The sequence below is a fragment of the Citrobacter sp. Cpo109 genome, from assembly GCF_030332565.1.
GTDB lineage: Bacteria > Pseudomonadota > Gammaproteobacteria > Enterobacterales > Enterobacteriaceae > Citrobacter > Citrobacter portucalensis.
Window position 1 is genome coordinate 81,396 of sequence record NZ_JAOWHQ010000059.1, and the last position, 17,189, is coordinate 98,584.

Annotated in this window: 16 protein-coding genes and 1 tRNA gene; 4 read left to right on the forward strand and 13 right to left on the reverse strand. The window is 50.5% G+C overall.

Annotated elements, in window-relative coordinates; translation table 11 throughout:
• Nucleotides 1-32: 32 nt before the first annotated feature.
• The 7 genes from narP to OGY71_RS13615 form a co-directional block, all read right to left on the reverse strand.
• Nucleotides 33-680 (reverse strand): nitrate/nitrite response regulator protein NarP, encoded by a 648-nt coding sequence (narP, locus tag OGY71_RS13585; protein ID WP_003834605.1) that lies wholly within the window; start codon nucleotides 678-680, stop codon nucleotides 33-35.
• Nucleotides 681-1,157: 477 nt separating this feature from the next.
• Complete coding sequence (locus OGY71_RS13590) at nucleotides 1,158-1,655, reverse strand: Hcp family type VI secretion system effector (RefSeq protein ID WP_286613402.1); 498 nt, start codon at nucleotides 1,653-1,655, stop codon at nucleotides 1,158-1,160.
• 2 nt (nucleotides 1,656-1,657) lie between these two features.
• Nucleotides 1,658-1,990, reverse strand: a complete 333-nt coding sequence (locus tag OGY71_RS13595) for a putative T6SS immunity periplasmic lipoprotein (RefSeq protein ID WP_003834599.1) — start codon at nucleotides 1,988-1,990, stop codon at nucleotides 1,658-1,660.
• A complete protein-coding gene (locus tag OGY71_RS13600; RefSeq protein WP_003834597.1) occupies nucleotides 1,987-2,550 on the reverse strand; it encodes a hypothetical protein in 564 nt (187 codons plus the stop codon). The genes OGY71_RS13595 and OGY71_RS13600 overlap by 4 nt, the downstream gene beginning before the upstream one ends.
• Nucleotides 2,551-3,271: 721 nt before the next feature.
• Nucleotides 3,272-3,348: transfer RNA gene (locus OGY71_RS13605), tRNA-Pro, on the reverse strand.
• A gap of 74 nt (nucleotides 3,349-3,422) precedes the next feature.
• Complete coding sequence (yejM, locus tag OGY71_RS13610) at nucleotides 3,423-5,183, reverse strand: LPS biosynthesis-modulating metalloenzyme YejM (RefSeq protein ID WP_286613403.1); 1,761 nt, start codon at nucleotides 5,181-5,183, stop codon at nucleotides 3,423-3,425.
• Nucleotides 5,184-5,214: 31 nt separating this feature from the next.
• Nucleotides 5,215-5,442 (reverse strand): YejL family protein, encoded by a 228-nt coding sequence (locus OGY71_RS13615; protein WP_003027506.1) that lies wholly within the window; start codon nucleotides 5,440-5,442, stop codon nucleotides 5,215-5,217.
• Between the two features lie 134 nt (nucleotides 5,443-5,576).
• On the opposite strand from OGY71_RS13615, the gene yejK reads away from it, so the two are divergent.
• Nucleotides 5,577-6,584 carry a nucleoid-associated protein YejK gene (yejK, locus tag OGY71_RS13620; protein WP_149335132.1) on the forward strand — a complete coding sequence of 336 codons (1,008 nt, stop codon included), beginning with the start codon at nucleotides 5,577-5,579 and terminating at the stop codon, nucleotides 6,582-6,584.
• A 119-nt stretch (nucleotides 6,585-6,703) separates the two neighbouring features.
• Here yejK and rplY read toward each other — a convergent pair whose 3' ends face one another.
• Together rplY and radD are read right to left on the reverse strand one after the other, a co-directional pair.
• Entirely contained in the window at nucleotides 6,704-6,988 is a 285-nt protein-coding gene (gene rplY / locus OGY71_RS13625; RefSeq protein ID WP_003027502.1) for a 50S ribosomal protein L25, read from the reverse strand.
• Between the two features lie 124 nt (nucleotides 6,989-7,112).
• A complete protein-coding gene (gene radD, locus OGY71_RS13630) occupies nucleotides 7,113-8,873 on the reverse strand; it encodes a DNA repair helicase RadD (protein WP_286613404.1) in 1,761 nt (586 codons plus the stop codon).
• A gap of 151 nt (nucleotides 8,874-9,024) precedes the next feature.
• Between radD and rsuA the strand changes: the two genes are divergently transcribed.
• The 3 genes from rsuA to OGY71_RS13645 all read left to right on the forward strand — a co-directional run bounded on the left by rsuA (nucleotide 9,025) and on the right by OGY71_RS13645 (nucleotide 11,616).
• Nucleotides 9,025-9,732, forward strand: a complete 708-nt coding sequence (gene rsuA / locus OGY71_RS13635) for a 16S rRNA pseudouridine(516) synthase RsuA (protein WP_003834586.1) — start codon at nucleotides 9,025-9,027, stop codon at nucleotides 9,730-9,732.
• 15 nt (nucleotides 9,733-9,747) lie between these two features.
• Nucleotides 9,748-10,938: a Bcr/CflA family multidrug efflux MFS transporter gene (locus OGY71_RS13640; RefSeq protein WP_003834584.1), complete on the forward strand. Its 1,191-nt coding sequence runs from the start codon at nucleotides 9,748-9,750 to the stop codon at nucleotides 10,936-10,938.
• Nucleotides 10,939-11,271: 333 nt separating this feature from the next.
• On the forward strand, nucleotides 11,272-11,616 hold the full coding sequence (locus tag OGY71_RS13645) for a YejG family protein (RefSeq protein ID WP_085951589.1): 345 nt from the start codon (nucleotides 11,272-11,274) through the stop codon (nucleotides 11,614-11,616).
• 3 nt (nucleotides 11,617-11,619) lie between these two features.
• Here the strand turns inward: OGY71_RS13645 and yejF are convergent, their stop codons facing one another.
• From yejF to OGY71_RS13665, 4 genes are read right to left on the reverse strand one after another with little or no spacing between them, the layout of a single operon-like run.
• Nucleotides 11,620-13,209 (reverse strand): microcin C ABC transporter ATP-binding protein YejF, encoded by a 1,590-nt coding sequence (gene yejF / locus OGY71_RS13650; RefSeq protein WP_003834579.1) that lies wholly within the window; start codon nucleotides 13,207-13,209, stop codon nucleotides 11,620-11,622.
• Nucleotide 13,210: 1 nt separating this feature from the next.
• Entirely contained in the window at nucleotides 13,211-14,236 is a 1,026-nt protein-coding gene (locus OGY71_RS13655; RefSeq protein ID WP_003834577.1) for an ABC transporter permease, read from the reverse strand.
• Nucleotides 14,236-15,330, reverse strand: a complete 1,095-nt coding sequence (locus OGY71_RS13660; RefSeq protein ID WP_286613405.1) for a microcin C ABC transporter permease YejB — start codon at nucleotides 15,328-15,330, stop codon at nucleotides 14,236-14,238. Before OGY71_RS13660 ends, OGY71_RS13655 begins: the two co-directional genes overlap by 1 nt.
• Nucleotides 15,331-17,145: an extracellular solute-binding protein gene (locus OGY71_RS13665; protein WP_063940537.1), complete on the reverse strand. Its 1,815-nt coding sequence runs from the start codon at nucleotides 17,143-17,145 to the stop codon at nucleotides 15,331-15,333.
• Between the last annotated feature and the right edge of the window lie 44 nt (nucleotides 17,146-17,189).

The window sequence follows — 17,189 nt, forward strand, 5'->3', positions numbered from 1 at the left end:
CGCTGCTGCGTCGTCATCCGGCATCTCATTGATTACTGCATGCCGCGCGTTTGCAAAAACAGGATGGTGGCAGCAACGCGAGAACGCACATTGAGTTTGCGCAGCAGGTTGCGAATATGCACCTTCACCGTCTGTTCAGAAATATTCAGCACTGATGCAATCTGTTTGTTCGACAGCCCCTGAGCAAGTTCATGCAATACATCCAGCTCGCGTTCGGTGAGAATGCTGAACGGATCTTCTTGTGCGCCAAACAGGTCACGTTCGCGCAGATATTCGCTAACGCGAGCGCTAAACGCTTTACCCCCCTTGGCGCCGTTACGAATGGCTTCCAGCAAGACTTCAGGATCGCTATCTTTCAGTAAATAACCATCCGCGCCGGCATCAATTAAGGCGTACACATCGCTGGCGGCATCCGATACGGTAAGAATAATAATTTGCGCGGTGACGCCGTCCCGACGCAGCGCATTCAGGGTGTCCAGCCCGCTCATACCTTTCATATTGAGATCCAGCAGGATCACATCAAGGTCCAGACGGTTTGCCAGATCGATAGCACTTGCGCCGTCGCCAGCTTCAGCGACTACGTCAAATGCGGGATCCAGTTGCAATAATTGACTAATTCCCCGCCGCATGAGCGGGTGGTCGTCGACAATCAGCACCCGAAAAGGCGTTACTTCAGGCATACTATTCTCCTGAGCTTTTATTAGTATCATTATTGTTTTCAGCGCATCAATCGTCCAGATTCATCGCGCTGATGAGAAGATAAATTTTACCCCAATTTATGCATGGGTAAGTAGTAAAACCTGTGCTGAAGAGAGAGGGGATACCTGGACAATGTGATGCTCAAGAACGGTAAGAAGCCGGGAGGGTGCTGGGGGTGGGTGGAAAATGGGATCAGGCTATGGCATAACTTTTCAGTATCTGCAATCGGTCGATCCTGTATACGGTTACGGTTCTGTCAGTAATGTATAGTTACAGCGCCTTATTGAGAACCAACGTGTAACAATCTGGAGCATTGAGGATCGACCCGTACGTCTTTACACATCAGCCGTCGTTCTTCATCAGAAATGGGTACTCAGGTACAAAAAAGTTACCCACGTTCTGATATTGTTGAGTTTAAAATTTATTGATGAAATAGAGGGCGCGTGATACCCCTTTATTTATTGCTGCTGTTCTTTCTTTACTGATTTAATCCAGACATCATTGTGTTTAATATTTCCTCTAACATAATTCCATTCAATGTCACGGAATCTAAAACCTACTACCTCATGCATATTAGGGGATGAACTACCGGGATAGTAGACATGTGTAAAATCTACAGAGGATATAACGACATCTTCCAGATTAATATTATAAATCTCTACTTCGATCCCTGCCTCTATAGTCTCATAATATTTAATGACTGCCTTTTGCAGTCTCTTCCCTTCACAAACAGCTACAGCCAGATAAGGGCTGACTTTATCAAGTTGCTTATGCACAATTACGGGATTATGCTGCCTGCAGCCTGTCATGCTGCCAGTGTTGCTATCAACAGGCTGTCTAACACCGTAACTACTATTCATGACTTCTATGGCACCTTCACGGCCTAAAGATGAACAATCTCCCGGAATCTGCATTCCGTTTTCATCATATAAAAATAAATAAGCTGGTAATGACATGATTAATAGTTTCCATCGTTATCTATAAAGAATGAATCTGAATAGCTTTTATTATTGAGAGAATAAGATATATTATATATATATCCGTTCTTTAATTTAATTTTAAAACAAGTGTCAGGATATTTTAGAGAGATTCCATCATCTGCTTTAATAACCGTATATTTTCTGTCAGGCGAATAGTAGATACTATAACGCTCTAAAATATCTGTTTTATTTACAGTGAAGCAAATAGTATCGCCTTGTTTAAAAACACTACGTTGCTGTGAAACTGGTACACCTCCACCGGGGCAGCCCGACAGAAGAAATATTAAGGGGACAATGGTTGACTTTTTCATCCTGGAAATCCTTTCATAACAGCTTTATATTTTGATATTAAAGAATAAACTGATTCATTAGGATTGTAATCTCTGTATACAGATAAATATGAGGTGCCACTATTAAATCCATATGTGAGAAGTAACCAATAATCACTGGCTATTGATGCTTGCTGTTCTAATCCGTAATGAAGAAAATCAGCCTTATCTAAACTGTAACTGTAATCAGCGAAACGAGAGAACAAACCTCTGGTTCTAACAAACATTCCCTTCTGTGCTTGCCAGGCGTGAACCATCTCATGCATGAATCTGTGTTTTTTCTGTATGTCACGTTCCAAAGAGAAATCAGGTGAATAAGTTCCCTCTCTAAACCAAAGTTCACCGTTTGGCGTCATGGCAACATTTATGGGTTGCATATTGAAGGGGAGATAGCTTTCAAGGTGTACCCACACCTTGCTATAGATAATACTTCCACCAAACAGCGTCCTGGCTAGTGCAATCTCTCCTATTGTAAGTTGCCTGACCCCTCCGGGGACTATGGGAGTTCCCGACGTGGGGTTTATTGTCCAGTCAACGGGCATAGCATATCCATATTATTTGTATTGTTTTATGCGCTAATCGTACTCCTACCCTAAAGCATAGGGAATATTTCTTTCCGGGATAAATTCTGAATTCTTTAAAATTAAATTACTATAAATCATCTGGTTTCTGAATAAATCAGCCTTGTCATTACAAAGTGAATGCAGGGTATTATGATTGGGCTGGGGCCTATGTGACTTTAAAACTTTCTTGGCTTCATTCCATTTGGGAAGCGTTCTGTATGCGGTGTATTTGGCTGGACAGAAAACGATAAGTGATGGTAAATCAAAAATAGCAGCCTTTGCTAAGTCGATGGTTGGCTACTTTAGCAACTTTGTAAATTTGACGTTGCTAATACGAAGTGGTCTGTGGTTGAAGACCATTGTGGGGAAATTGTCTACGATATCAGAAATGGGTAAGCTATAGGTAGATGATGGCGATGTGGAAAGGGAAGCTCAACTGTTTCAGAAAAAGCAACAAAAGGATGAGTTTCTTAAATTCGTTTTCTCTGACAATAGCATTGCTTCAGGATATCTTTTGCACCGGGCAGACCATCAAAATTCCGTTTTCATAAACGAGGTTGATGACTTCCCGGTGATGTGTATAGCTGAAATGTTACCGCGAAGTCGACGCTTTGCGTTGGGGATTTTTCCCCGATTAATCCCCGTTCAGAAAACAGGCATAAAAAAACCAACCACAAGGGTTGGTTTTTTCTGGGATTTTTGGTCGGCACGAGAGGATTTGAACCTCCGACCCCCGACACCCCATGACGGTGCGCTACCAGGCTGCGCTACGTGCCGACGCTATGGCTGCTAATACTACTGCTTTCCGCTACGAATGCAAGAGGATGCCTCACTAACTGATTTATAATTAATCAGTTAGCAATAAATCGTTTCTCATCCGTCAGAACCTGTAGCAGCAGGCTGAGCTGCGGTTTCTGATCTTTAATTTTCTCGCCACGTAAATCATAGGTCTGGTAATTACCGTTGTTGTTCAGTACCAGCGTCATCTCTGGTGTGGTCACTGCCATCGTGCTGCCGTCAGCGGCGGTCACCCAGTAATGACGACGGGTTGCATTGAACAAATCCTGCCCCTGCGAGTATTCGTTAGCCGGCGTGCTGACATGCAGCAGGCGCTGCATCAGCGTCGTCATCAGGTCTGTATGATCGGTCAGGCTATTGATGCGCTGGGCAGGTGTTCCCGGCCAGTGAATAACCAGAGGAACCTGCAGATGACCGCGCGACCAGGCAAAGTTGTTCTCTTCCTGCGTCAGCGGCACGCCTCTACCAGCGGTAATAATCACCACCGTGTTGTCCAGTTTACCCGAGTCGCGCAGGGCGCTAAGAACACGGTTAATATTGGCATCCACATCCTGAGCGGCGCTGGCGTAGCGTTTGGCAAAGTTCTTCTGGTTACTGTCATTAAGGTTTGTCCCGTTAAAGGAGACCCAGGAGAACCAGCGATTATCTTCCTGCGCGTAGCGTCCCAGCCAGTTAATCCATTGGCTTGCGGTTTGTTCGTCTGATTGCGTTTGCACGCTCGGCATGGAGAAATCTGACAGCAGCGCCTGACGATAAAGCGGGCTGGTAAAGCCATCCGAGGAGAATAGCCCTAACTGATAACCCTGCTGGTTCAGTGCAGAGATCAGCGCCGCAGGCGTTCGGGTCGATAAAATGCCGTCCATGTAGCTTGGCGAAACGCCGTAGAACAGGCCAAAGATTCCGTTATCCGTGGTGTTGCCTGAGCTCATGTGACGCGTAAAGGAGATATTCTGCCCGGCGAACTCAGCCAGCGCAGGCATCTGCTTTTCAAAGCGTGAGTAGTTCAGGCCGTCTACGGTGATCAGCAGAACGTTCTGGCCGGTGCCCATATCGCGATAGTGCAGTTCGCTGAGCGGGTACTGCACGGAAACCGCTTCCGGATTGCCCTGTTCGATCAGGCGACGCTGATACTCTTGCGCATCCAGCAGGCCATGTTTTTCCAGAAACTTACGCGCCGTCATCGGGTAAGAGAGTGGCAGGTTTGCGCGCTGCATGGTAATCGGGCGATAGAAATTGGCATCAGCCCAGATATACACCACATGCGAGGCGATAAAAGAAACGAAAAAGAATGCCGCTAACGGTTTGGCGAAATGGCGACGACGCGTCAGGCTGCGCAGCTTTTGCCAGCTCCAGGTCGCAAACAACATTTCTATTAACAGGATAACCGGCACGCTGATAAACAACAGTTGCCAGTCACGCGCCGCTTCGTTCTGGTCAGGGTTAATGACCAGTTCCCAGACGATCGGGTTGAGGTGCAGGTGGAAGCGGGTGAAAACCTCGCTGTCGATTAACAACAGCGTCATGCCAGCCGTCGCCAGAATAGCCGATAAGAATCGCATCAGTCTCTGGGACATGACGATAAACGTCAGGGGAAACAGGATTAGCAGATAGGTGGCAAACACCAGAAAGCTAAAATGCCCGACAACGCTCAGGTAGGAATATACACGACCTGCAAGGGTTGTCGGCCAGTCGGCGACAAACAGGTAACGGCTACCGAGAACCATGGCCAACAGAATGTTGAACAAGGCAAACCAGTGCCCCCAGCTAACCATCTGGGAGACTTTCTCACGGTAGCGCTGACGATGAGTTACCATAAACTGTTGTTCGTTTCCCCGGAGCAGGCTCTTAATGCGCTTGGTCGTCGTTTACCGAAGACTGCAATGCGCGGGCAAAAGAGTTGGCAATCGCCTGGCGCTGGGCCGGTGCGATGCTTGTATTGATAAGGTTAGTCACCATATTTCCCAGTACCATCAGGGAAAGGTCGGTCGGCGCCTTATGTTTTTCCAGTACGTTGAGCATCTCATTCAGCAGTTGTTCAACGTGTTCGTCACTATAGCGGGAAATTTGTGGCATAAATCGAAATCAGTCTGTTCATGAAAGGGCAACATATTACCGTACAGACAGTTTTTTTTCTGCTTTTTTATCTTCTATTGCGTCACTGCCCGGCAGGTGGTTGAATACCGCCCGGTCTAAAAGGAGAGTTTATCATGAGTCTGGATATCAACCAGATTGCCCTGCACCAGCTTATCAAACGTGACGAGCAGAACCTTGAGCTGGTCTTGCGCGATTCATTACTGGAACCGACAGCGACGGTTGTCGATATGATGGCTGAGTTGCATCGGGTGTATAGCGCCAAGAATAAAGCCTATGGCCTGTTTAGCGAAGAGAGTGAACTGGCGCAAACGCTGCGTTTACAGCGTCAGGGTGAAGAGGATTTTCTGGCATTTAGTCGTGCCGCGACCGGACGCTTGCGGGACGAACTGGCGAAATATCCTTTTGCCGACGGTGGTATTGTTCTGTTCTGCCATTATCGCTATCTGGCGGTAGAGTATCTGTTAGTTGCTGTGCTGAACAATTTAAGCAGTATGCGCGTCAATGAAAATCTGGATATCAATCCGACGCACTATCTGGATATCAATCATGCGGACATCGTGGCGCGCATTGATTTAACCGAGTGGGAAACCAACCCGGAGTCCACGCGCTATCTGACGTTCCTGAAAGGGCGGGTAGGGCGCAAAGTCGCCGATTTCTTTATGGACTTCCTCGGTGCCAGCGAAGGTCTGAATGCCAAAGCGCAAAACCGTGGCCTGCTGCAGGCGGTCGATGACTTTACTGCCGAGGCGCAACTCGATAAAGCCGAACGCCAGAACGTGCGTCAGCAGGTGTATAGCTACTGTAACGAGCAGCTGCAGGCTGGTGAAGAGATCGAACTGGAGTCGCTGTCTAAAGAGCTTTCCGGCGTCAGTGAAGTTAGCTTCAGCGAATTTACCGCTGATAAAGGTTACGAGCTGGAAGAGAGCTTCCCTGCGGATCGCAGTACGCTGCGTCAGTTAACCAAATTTGCCGGCAGCGGCGGTGGGTTAACCATTAACTTCGAGGCTATGTTATTGGGTGAGCGTATTTTCTGGGATCCGGCTACAGATACGTTGACCATCAAAGGTACGCCGCCGAACCTGCGCGACCAGCTGCAGCGCCGCACGTCGGGCGGGAAATAAAACCGTTTGCTGGATGGAGCGGAAACGCCTTATCCGGCAAGCGTGCTTCATCTTTACCGCCAACAAAATCCCATAAAAAAACCCCGCCAAGGCGGGGTTTTTCTTCAACTTGTTGGCGATTACGCGCGAACGAAGTCGATGTGAGACAGCTTCGGCTTGAACGGGTGACGCTGTACAGCCTGAGCTTTAACTTTAACTTCTTTACCGTCAACAACGATGGTCAGAACTTCGCTGTAGAATTCAGCTTTAGCTTGCATGTTCATAACTGCATCGTGATCCAGTTCGATAGCAATCGGGGCTTCTGCGCCACCGTAGATGATTGCCGGGAACTTGTTAGCGGCACGCAGGCGGCGGCTCGCACCCTTACCCTGCTCTTTACGTACTTCAGCGTTGATAGTAAACATTTAAATCTCTCTTTAATAATTCCTGCTACAGGCGACCCAGCAACAGGTAAGTGATCTGCTTTGCGTATGCAAAAGCGGGCGAGATTCTATACTCAAACGGCTGGTACATCAATCAAAAGTACGATTAACCGCGTAATTCATGTGCCCGACGAAAGCGTCCTTCATAATCGAAGACCTTTTCACGGACCTGCCAGTACTGACCTTTCATACGCGCCACCACGAAATCAGGATGCCGTAACAACGCCTGCTGATTGAGGATATCGGCGGCGGTTATCCAGCGTAAGGGTATACCGGGTGTTCGGGTGTGCGGGCGAATAAACAGTTGTTCGAAGGCCGTACGCTGCGCGGGAGTGTGCAGGCGAAAGCGTTCGCTGACGTCAGCGCCATCTTCATCGTAATAGGTGATTATCAGCCATTCGCCTTTATCATCCTGCCCGTTTTGTAACACCATACCGCTACAGCGCAGGACCAGCGCATCTTTGAGCCTGAGCGCGGCTTTCAGCATGTCATCCGGGTCAACCAGCACCGCGTCGCACTCCCGACAACGGCGGGCGGCGATGTCATTTTCCGCGTTGCACTGTGGGCAGTTTTTAAAACGGAAACGAAAATCGCACTGTTCGCGATGGCCGTCATCATCTTCAAACCATCCCTGGCAGCGGCGGCCAAAATGTTCAATCAGCGTGCCGTCTGCCGTGGTTTTGCCCCAGAAGGTGTTTGCAAATCCGCAGGCAGGACAGAACACCTGTACCGGAACGTTGTCGCTTTTTCCTTTCGGAGCACCCACTTCCGGTGCGTACAAATCGTGCGGGTTGCCGGCATAATCGAGGATCAGACAGTCGGTTTTACCCGGTGCAAGGCGCAACCCACGACCGACAATTTGTTGGTAAAGGCTAACTGACTCTGTTGGGCGCAGAATAGCGATAAGGTCGACGTGCGGGGCATCGAAGCCGGTGGTCAGGACCGACACATTCACCAGATAGCGAAAGCGCTGGGCTTTGAACTCTTCAATCAGCACGTCGCGCTCAGCGCCTGGCGTATCTCCAGTGATTAGCGCGGCGTCGTCAGCGGGCAGCAGGCCCAGAATTTCTTTGGCGTGCTCAACGGTGGCGGCGAAAATCATCACCCCTTTGCGGGTTTGGGCAAACTCGATAATCTGGCTGATGATATGCGGCGTTATTCGCTGCTGCTTTTTCAGCTCCTGATTCAGATCCGCTTCGCTAAACAGGCCGTTACTCTGTGCCTGCAGGCGGCTAAAGTCATACTGCACGACCGGCATGTCGAGGCGTTCTGGCGGCGTCAGGTAGCCGTGTTTAATCATGTAGCGCAGCGGTAATTCATAAATGCAGTCGCGAAACAGCGCTTTTTCATCGCCGCGCACCATTCCATGATAATGAAAATGATATATCCAGCCCTTACCCAAACGAAAAGGTGTGGCGGTAAGCCCGAGCAGACGTAAGTGGGGATTTACTTTAGTCAGGTGAGTGAGGATTTGCTGATACTGACTCTCTTCATCATCGCCAATACGATGACATTCATCGACGATCAGCAGGGAGAATTCACCCTGAAAGGCGTCCAGATTACGCGCTACCGACTGTACGCTGCCAAAGACTACTTTCCCGTGGCTCTCTTTACGCTTCAGGCCTGCGGCAAAAATATCGGCTTCCAGCCCCAGTGCACAATATTTGGCATGGTTTTGTGCGACCAGTTCTTTGACGTGCGCCAGTACCAGTACGCGACCACGTGCTACGCGGGCCAGTTCTGCAATCACCAGACTTTTGCCCGCGCCGGTTGGCAGGACGATAACCGCTGGCGTGCGGTGGTGGCGAAAATGGTTGAGCGTGGCGTCCACGGCTTCTTTTTGGTACGGGCGAAGAGTAAAAATCATGAGCTCATTAAGGTAAACAGCAACAATGTATAGTATGCCATGAATCATTTCCCTTGAGGGATGGTGTAACACCGCTATACTGGGCGGATAACAGTCCCACTTTTCGGGCGTAAACCCGCTTCTCGTATTTTTACAGGCAAAAATCACACTCATGCGACTTGATAAATTTATCGCTCAGCAACTCGGCGTCAGCCGCGCTATTGCCGGGCGTGAGATCCGTGCTAACCGCGTTACCGTTGACGGTGAAATCGTTAAAAACAGTGCCTTTAAGCTGCTACCAGAACACGACGTCGAATATGACGGTAATTCCCTCGTTCAACAAAATGGCCCGCGCTATTTTATGCTGAATAAGCCTCAGGGTTATGTTTGCTCAACGGATGACCCGGATCATCCGACGGTGCTCTATTTCCTTGATGAACCGGTTGCCTACAAACTGCATGCGGCAGGGCGTCTGGATATCGACACCACCGGACTGGTACTGATGACCGATGACGGACAGTGGTCGCATCGTATCACCTCTCCTCGTCACCATTGTGAGAAAACCTATCTGGTGACGCTGGAGTCGCCAGTGGCAGACGATACCGCCGAGCAGTTTGCCCGTGGCGTACAGTTGCATAATGAAAAAGACCTGACCAAACCGGCTGTTCTGGAGGTCATTACGCCAACTCAGGTGCGATTGACCATCAGCGAAGGGCGCTATCATCAGGTAAAACGTATGTTTGCCGCGGTGGGTAACCACGTTGTGGAACTGCACCGTGAACGAATTGGTGACATCAGGCTTGATGACGATCTGGAGCCGGGTGAATACCGTCCATTGACCGAAGAAGAAATCGCCAGCGTTAACTTAACCCCGCGTTAATTTCAGGAGCTAAATGTGACCACCCGGCAGAACTCGTCAATTGCCATAGTCTTTATCCTTGGCTTGTTAGCCATGCTGATGCCGTTGTCGATTGATATGTATCTTCCGGCGCTACCTGTTATCTCAGAACAGTTTGGTGTGCCTGCGGGTAGCGCGCAGATGACCCTCAGTACCTATATTCTGGGGTTTGCAGTGGGGCAGTTGCTCTATGGCCCAATGGCTGACAGCATTGGGCGCAAGCCGGTGATTCTGGGCGGAACGCTGGTGTTTGCGGCGGCGGCAGTGGCCTGCGCCCTGGCGCAAACTATCGATCAACTGATCGTGATGCGTTTCTTCCACGGTCTGGCTGCCGCGGCGGCGAGCGTGGTTATCAACGCCCTGATGCGCGATATCTATCCGAAGGAAGAGTTCTCGCGCATGATGTCATTCGTCATGTTGGTGACCACAATTGCGCCTTTGTTGGCACCTATCGTGGGTGGTTGGGTGCTGGTATGGCTTAGCTGGCACTATATCTTTTGGATCCTCGCCATGGCGGCTGTTCTGGCGTCGGTGATGATCTTTACGCTAATCAAAGAGACCCTGCCTGTAGAGCGTCGCCAGCCGTTTCGCCTGCGTACCACTATTGGCAACTTTGCCTCGCTGTTTCGTCATAAACGAGTGCTGAGCTATATGCTGGCCAGCGGGTTCAGCTTTGCCGGGATGTTCTCGTTTCTGAGCGCCGGACCCTTTGTTTACATTGAGATTAACCACGTTTCACCGCAGCATTTCGGTTATTACTTCGCACTTAACATCGTATTCCTGTTCGTGATGACTATCATCAACAGCCGCTTTGTGCGTCGGGTTGGGGCATTGAATATGTTCCGTACTGGTCTGTGGATCCAGTTCGTGATGGCGGGATGGATGGTTTTTAGCGCACTGTTTGGGCTGGGGTTCTGGGCTCTGGTCGTTGGCGTTGCGGCGTTTGTTGGCTGTGTATCGATGGTGTCATCAAACGCTATGGCGGTTATCCTGGATGAATTTCCGCATATGGCGGGAACGGCGTCATCGCTGGCTGGGACATTCCGCTTCGGCATTGGCGCCATTGTCGGGGCCCTGTTGTCTCTGGCGACCTTTAACTCGGCCTGGCCAATGATATGGTCGATCGCATTTTGCGCTACCTGCTCAATTCTCTTCTATCTTTACGCCAGTCGCGCTCAAAAACGGTGATCTATTACACAACCTGGGGGCCATAAGGTCTCCAGAGTTGATGTACATCAACCGCAAATCTATCATTTTCCCTGCTTATGTTTATTTTATGTAAAATCAATTTATGTAAAAAGTCACATCATTGTAGTTAAAAAGGTTGAGTTAGATCGCAGAAACGAGTACATATAGCCCGGAAATATGCCAGAACCGTTGAATAAATTTAATTACTGGGTTCTGTAAGCAGCATAAGTACTGGATGTAAACGTTTACCAACTGTCTAAAGACGTATTGTCAATGATGTGTTAATATTGATGTAAAATAATTGTGAAGTGATTGTGCTTCCAGGGAAAGAAAGTGATGACATTACAACTCTCAATCGTTCATCGTCTGCCGCAGAGCTATCGTTGGTCGGTGGGTTTCGCAGGTTCGAAAGTTGAACCGATTCCGCAAAACGGTCAGAGTAATGAGAACAGCCTGGTGGCACTCAAATTGCTCAGCCCTGATGGTGACAGCGCGTGGTCAGTCATGCATAAGCTCAGCCAGGCCCTCAGTGATATCGAGGTTCCTTGTTCCGTACTGGAATGTGAAGGGGAGCCGTGCCTGTTTGTGAATCGCCAGGACGAATTTGCCGCGACCTGCAGACTGAAAAACTTCGGCGTGGCTATCGCAGAACCGTTTTCAAACAACAATCCTTTTTGAGCGTCAGCTTAGCGCGAGCAGCTGACGCGTATAGGCTTGCTGTGGCGCGTTAAATACGTGCTCGCATTGCCCTTGCTCCACGACCTCTCCCTGACGTAGCACAATAACCTGATGGCATAACGCGCGTACTACGTGCAAATCATGGCTGATAAAAATATAAGCTAGCCGATGCTTTTCCTGTAAAGACTTTAACAACGTCAGGATTTGCGCCTGTACGGTCCTGTCGAGCGACGATGTTGGTTCATCCAGAATGATCAGGGAAGGTTTGAGAATCAATGCTCTGGCAATAGCAATGCGTTGGCGTTGTCCGCCAGAAAACTCCGCAGGATAACGATGTCGCGTTTCGCTATCCAATCCCACTTCCTCCATCACCGCTTTCACCTGTGCCTCGCGTTGTTCGGCTGACAGGGTAGGCTGATGAACGCGCAACCCCTCCTCGATAATCTGTAGCACGCTCAGGCGTGGGTTTAGCGAGGAGTTGGGATCCTGAAATACCACCTGAATACGGTGACGGACCGGCAACAGCTGGCGTCGATTTAAGGTATGCAGTGCCAGACCATCGAACACAATGCTTCCCTGCGAGGTGATTAGCCGCAGAAGCGCCAGTCCGGTAGTGCTTTTTCCGGAGCCTGACTCTCCAACCAGCCCCAGCGTTTCACCGGGCCGGAGGGAAAAACTGACGTCGTTAACGACGACGTTGTGGTCCACCACGCGTTTCAGGATGCCTTTGCGGATAGGAAAGGCGACGCGGAGTTTTTCTACCTCCAGCAGCGGAGCTTGCCCAGCAGGTACAGGCACCGGATCGCCGGAAGGTTCGCTGTTTAACAATTTCTGCGTGTAGGGATGCGTTGGAGCAGCCAACAGTTGTGCTGCTCGATTTTGCTCAACGCACTGGCCGTTTTGCATGACCGCCACGGTATCGGCCAGCTTTTTCACAATGCTCAGGTTGTGGGTGATGAACAGTAATCCCATGTTCAGCTCGCGCTGTAGTTCTCTCAGCAGTTGCAGGATCTGTGCCTGGACGGAAACGTCCAGCGCGGTGGTCGGTTCATCGGCAATAAGCAACTCCGGTCGTGTTAGCAACGCCATGGCGATCATCACGCGCTGGCGTTCACCGCCGGACAGCTGGTGCGGGTAATCTGCGAGACGTTTGGCTGCCTGACGGATGCCAACGCGATCCAGGCAGGTCAGGATTTCTGCCCGCGCCGCCTCCCGACGCATTCCCCTATGCAGCGACAGCACTTCATAAAGCTGTTTTTCCAGATTGTGGAGCGGGTTCAGTGACACCATCGGCTCCTGGAAAATCATGGCGATTTTATTCCCCCGTACGCCGCGAAGCGTCTGCTCGTTGGCGTGAAGTAATGATTCACCATGAAAACGGATGTCCCCGGAAGGGTAAACTACCGGAGGGGACGGTAACAACCGTAGGATAGAAAGCGCGGTCACGCTTTTACCCGAGCCAGATTCACCCACCAGCGCCAGCGTTTGTCCGGCATCAACCCGTAGTGAGAGGGCATTGACTACGGTGCGCACGGTCTCTTGTTGACGAAAACCTACCGATAAATTCTCAATGGCTAACAGAGGTTGTGTCATTTTAAATCGCCTTGTTGGGATCAAACGCATCGCGTACCGCTTCACCAATAAAGATCAGTAGCGATAGTAGCAGGGCAACGGAGATGAACGCGGTGATGCCAAGCCACGGTGCCTGCAGGTTGTTTTTACCCTGCAACAGGAGTTCTCCCAGTGATGGCGAGCCAAGCGGTAAACCGAACCCAAGAAAATCCAGTGAGGTCAGAGTAGTTATCGAGGCGCATAAAATAAACGGTAAAAAAGTCAGGGCCGCGACCATCGCGTTGGGCAGCATATGACGCAGAATAATACTGCGATCGCTTACGCCTAGCGCTTGAGCGGCTCGAATGTAATCAAAGTTTCGGGTACGTAAAAATTCCGCGCGCACCACGCCAACCAGGCTCATCCAACCAAACAATACGGTAATGCCCAGCAGCCACCAGAAGTTAGGCTGGACCACACTCGACAATAGAATGATGAGAAACAGCGTTGGCATTCCTGACCAAACTTCAATGAATCGTTGCCCCCACAGATCCACCTTGCCGCCATAATAGCCCTGAATTGCGCCAGCCATAATGCCCATCACGCTCGAACAGAGGGTGAGCATTAGACCAAACAAGACAGAAATACGTGTGCCGTAGAGGATGCGTGCCAGTACATCACCGCCGTTAGCGTCTGTTCCCAGCCAGTTTTGTGCGGAAGGCGGGGAAGGGAAGGGCTTATCGGTGGCAAAGTTAATGCTGGTGGCCCCAAAGCGTATTGGTGCCCACAGGATCCAGCCCTGGTTTTCCAGGCGCTGTTGTAGCCACGGGTCCTGATAATCAGCCTGAGTCGCCAGCGGTCCGCCGAAGTCGCTTTCACTGTAGTTTTTGAACAGGGGGAAATACCAGCTATTGTCGTAGCGCACCAGTAGCGGCTTATCATTGGCAATCAGTTCTGAACACAGGCTAAGGCCGAACAGCACCAGAAAAATCCACAGCGACCAGTAGCCGCGACGGTTGTGGCGAAAGCGCGCCCAGCGGGCCTGATTGACGGGGCTTAATCGCGACATTAGCGTCCCTCAAAATCAATACGAGGATCGACCAGCGTATAGCTGATGTCGCTGAAGATATTCAGCAGCAGACCGATCAGGGTGAAGATATAAAGCGTGCCAAACATTACCGGGTAGTCGCGTGATACGGTGGATTCATAACCCAGCAATCCCAGGCCGTTAAGTGAGAACATCACTTCAATCAGCAGTGAGCCGGTAAAAAACATGCTGATAAACGTTGCCGGGAAGCCGGCGATCACCAGCAACATGGCGTTGCGAAACACATGTTTCCACAGAATATTTTTCTCGCTGACCCCTTTAGCGCGTGCGGTGACGACATATTGTTTGCGCACCTCATCCAGAAATGAGTTCTTGGTCAACATAGTCAGCGCGGCAAACCCACCAACCACCGTCGCCAGCACCGGCAGGGTAATATGCCAAAGGTAGTCGGTTACTTTCTGATACCAGGGCAGGGAGTCAAAATTGGCGGATACCAGCCCGCGAAGCGGGAACAGGTCGTAGTAGCTTCCCCCGGCAAAAAAGACGATCAGCAAAATGGCAAACAGAAAGGCCGGTATGGCATAGCCGATAATAATAAATGCGCTGCTCCAGACATCAAACCGGCTGCCGTTATGCACCGCTTTGCGGATCCCAAGCGGTATCGACACCAGGTAGATGATGAGCGTACTCCACAGCCCCAGCGTGACGGAAACAGGCAGGCTGTCTTTGATAAGCGTCAGCACCGAGGCGCTACGAAACAGGCTGTCACCGAAATCGAAACGAATGTAATCCCAGAGCATTTTGAAGTAACGCTCATGAATGGGCTTATCGAACCCATAGCGGCGAGTGATTTCGGCGATCACTTCCGGGTCCAGACCCCGGCCGCCTCGATAATTACTGTCGCTGATGTTACCCACGCCGGTTTGCGCGTGGCTGGCACGAACGCCTTCGCTACCCGCGCCGGGTAATGCCCCGCTTTGCCCGAACTCAATGGCGGCGACGGCCTGTTCAACTGGACCGCCGGGGGCTATCTGCACGATAAAAAAGTTGATGGTGATGATGGCCCAAAGCGTTGGGATCACCAGCAGCAGACGTCGAATCAGATAAGCGCCCATTTATTCTCCCTGCCGCCTGGCTGCGGGCAGCTTCGCCGCTTTGTTGACGTCATACCACCAGTTGTCGAGGCCAATAGTATAAATTGGGCGAATAGCAGGATGTGAAAATTTATCCCACCATGCAATGCGATCCTCTGCCATAAACCACATAGGCAACATGTAGTAGTTCCAGGTTAATACCCTGTCCAGCACCCGGCCCAGTGGGATCAATTTGGCTTTATCGCCTTGCGCCGCGATGATTTGGTCGATCAGTTTATCAATCACCGGGCTTTGTACGCCGGGGGCGTTGTAGCTGGAATCAATATATTGAGAGGCCCACAGAATTTGCAGGTCCGAACTCGGCCACGGCATCGCACGATACAACCTCGGCATCATGTCATAGTCGCGACTGCGCAGGCGGTTCGTGATTTGTGAGTTATCCACCTGGCGGATATTCATGGTAATACCTAAGCGTTGCAGGTTGTGCTGGAACGGCAGCACCCATTGACTGTTGCTGCCTGCCGGGAGCAACAGTTCAAAGCTCAGGGGCTTACCGTTGGCGCTATTTACGCGCTGCTGACCCTTTAGTACCCACCCGGCCTGTTCCAGTAAGGTATCGGCTTTCAACAGATTGTCGCGATCGTAGCCATCGCCTTTTGATTTTGGCGGCTGATAGATTTGGCTAAAGACCTCAGGGGGGAGATCCTTTTTCAAGGGCGCGAGTATCACCAACTCATCCGCGTCGGGGTATTTTGTCGCGGCATATTCGGTATTCTGAAAATAGCTGTTGGTCCGGCTCCAGGCGTTATAGAACAGCGCTTTATTCATCCATTCAAAATCAAAGGCCAGCGTGATGGCTTCCCGCACCCGTCGGTCGCTGAATACCGGACGCTGAATATTAAATGCCAGCCAGCGGGTATCCTGCGCGGACTCGTTTTTTTGCTCATCTTTGATGATGTAATGATTCGCGAAATTTTTCCCGGTATAACGCGTCGCCCAGTTTTTGGCATCATTTTCAAGGCGCAGATCAAACGCACCGGCCTTAAACGCTTCAAAGGCGACGTTATCATCCAGATAGTAGTCGTAGCGGATGGTATCAAAGTTCCAGCGTCCACGATTGACGGGCAGATTAGCGGCCCAATAATCTTTGACGCGCGAATAGACAATATACTGGCCCATCTTCCATTTGGTAATGCGATAAGGGCCGCTGGCGAGCGGTGGCGATGATAAGGGATCGCTGAGCTTATGATCTTTCCAGTACTTCTCTGGCATCACGGGTAATGAAAACAGGCTGAGCATGTCCTCTTTACCCGGTTTGGCTAATTCAATGCGTACGGTTAATGGCGCGATGGCTTTTACCGTTGTTCCCTTGTAGACCAGACGAAACTGCGGCACGCCTTCAGTCATAAATTTGTGGAAGGTGAATGCGACGTCGCGGGCGGTAATGGGTGAGCCATCGTGAAAACGCGCGCGTGGATTAATGGCAATTTCTACCCAGGAATAGTCGTCAGCATAGCGTGCGCTGTCGGCAATGAGCGGGTAATAGCTACCAGGTTCATCGTCAGAGGTGGTAAACAGCGTATCGTAAAGCGTTTCGGTACGTGCGCCGGGGTTACCGCGCATCGCATAGCGGTTGAAGTTGTCAAATGTGCCAATGGCGGACAGGGTGATTTGACCACCTTTAGGGGCTGCGGGATTAACATAATCGAAGTGATTAAAGTTAAATGCGTACTTCGGCTCACCCAGTACGGCAAAAGCATAGCTTTCTTTGATGGATTGCGCCTGGGCGCTAAACCCGATGAGGGTAATAAACAGTAGCAGTACGCGAGGGATCATATAAAAGCGATTTCCTTTTCCTGCCACAACCCGACGGGCATCAT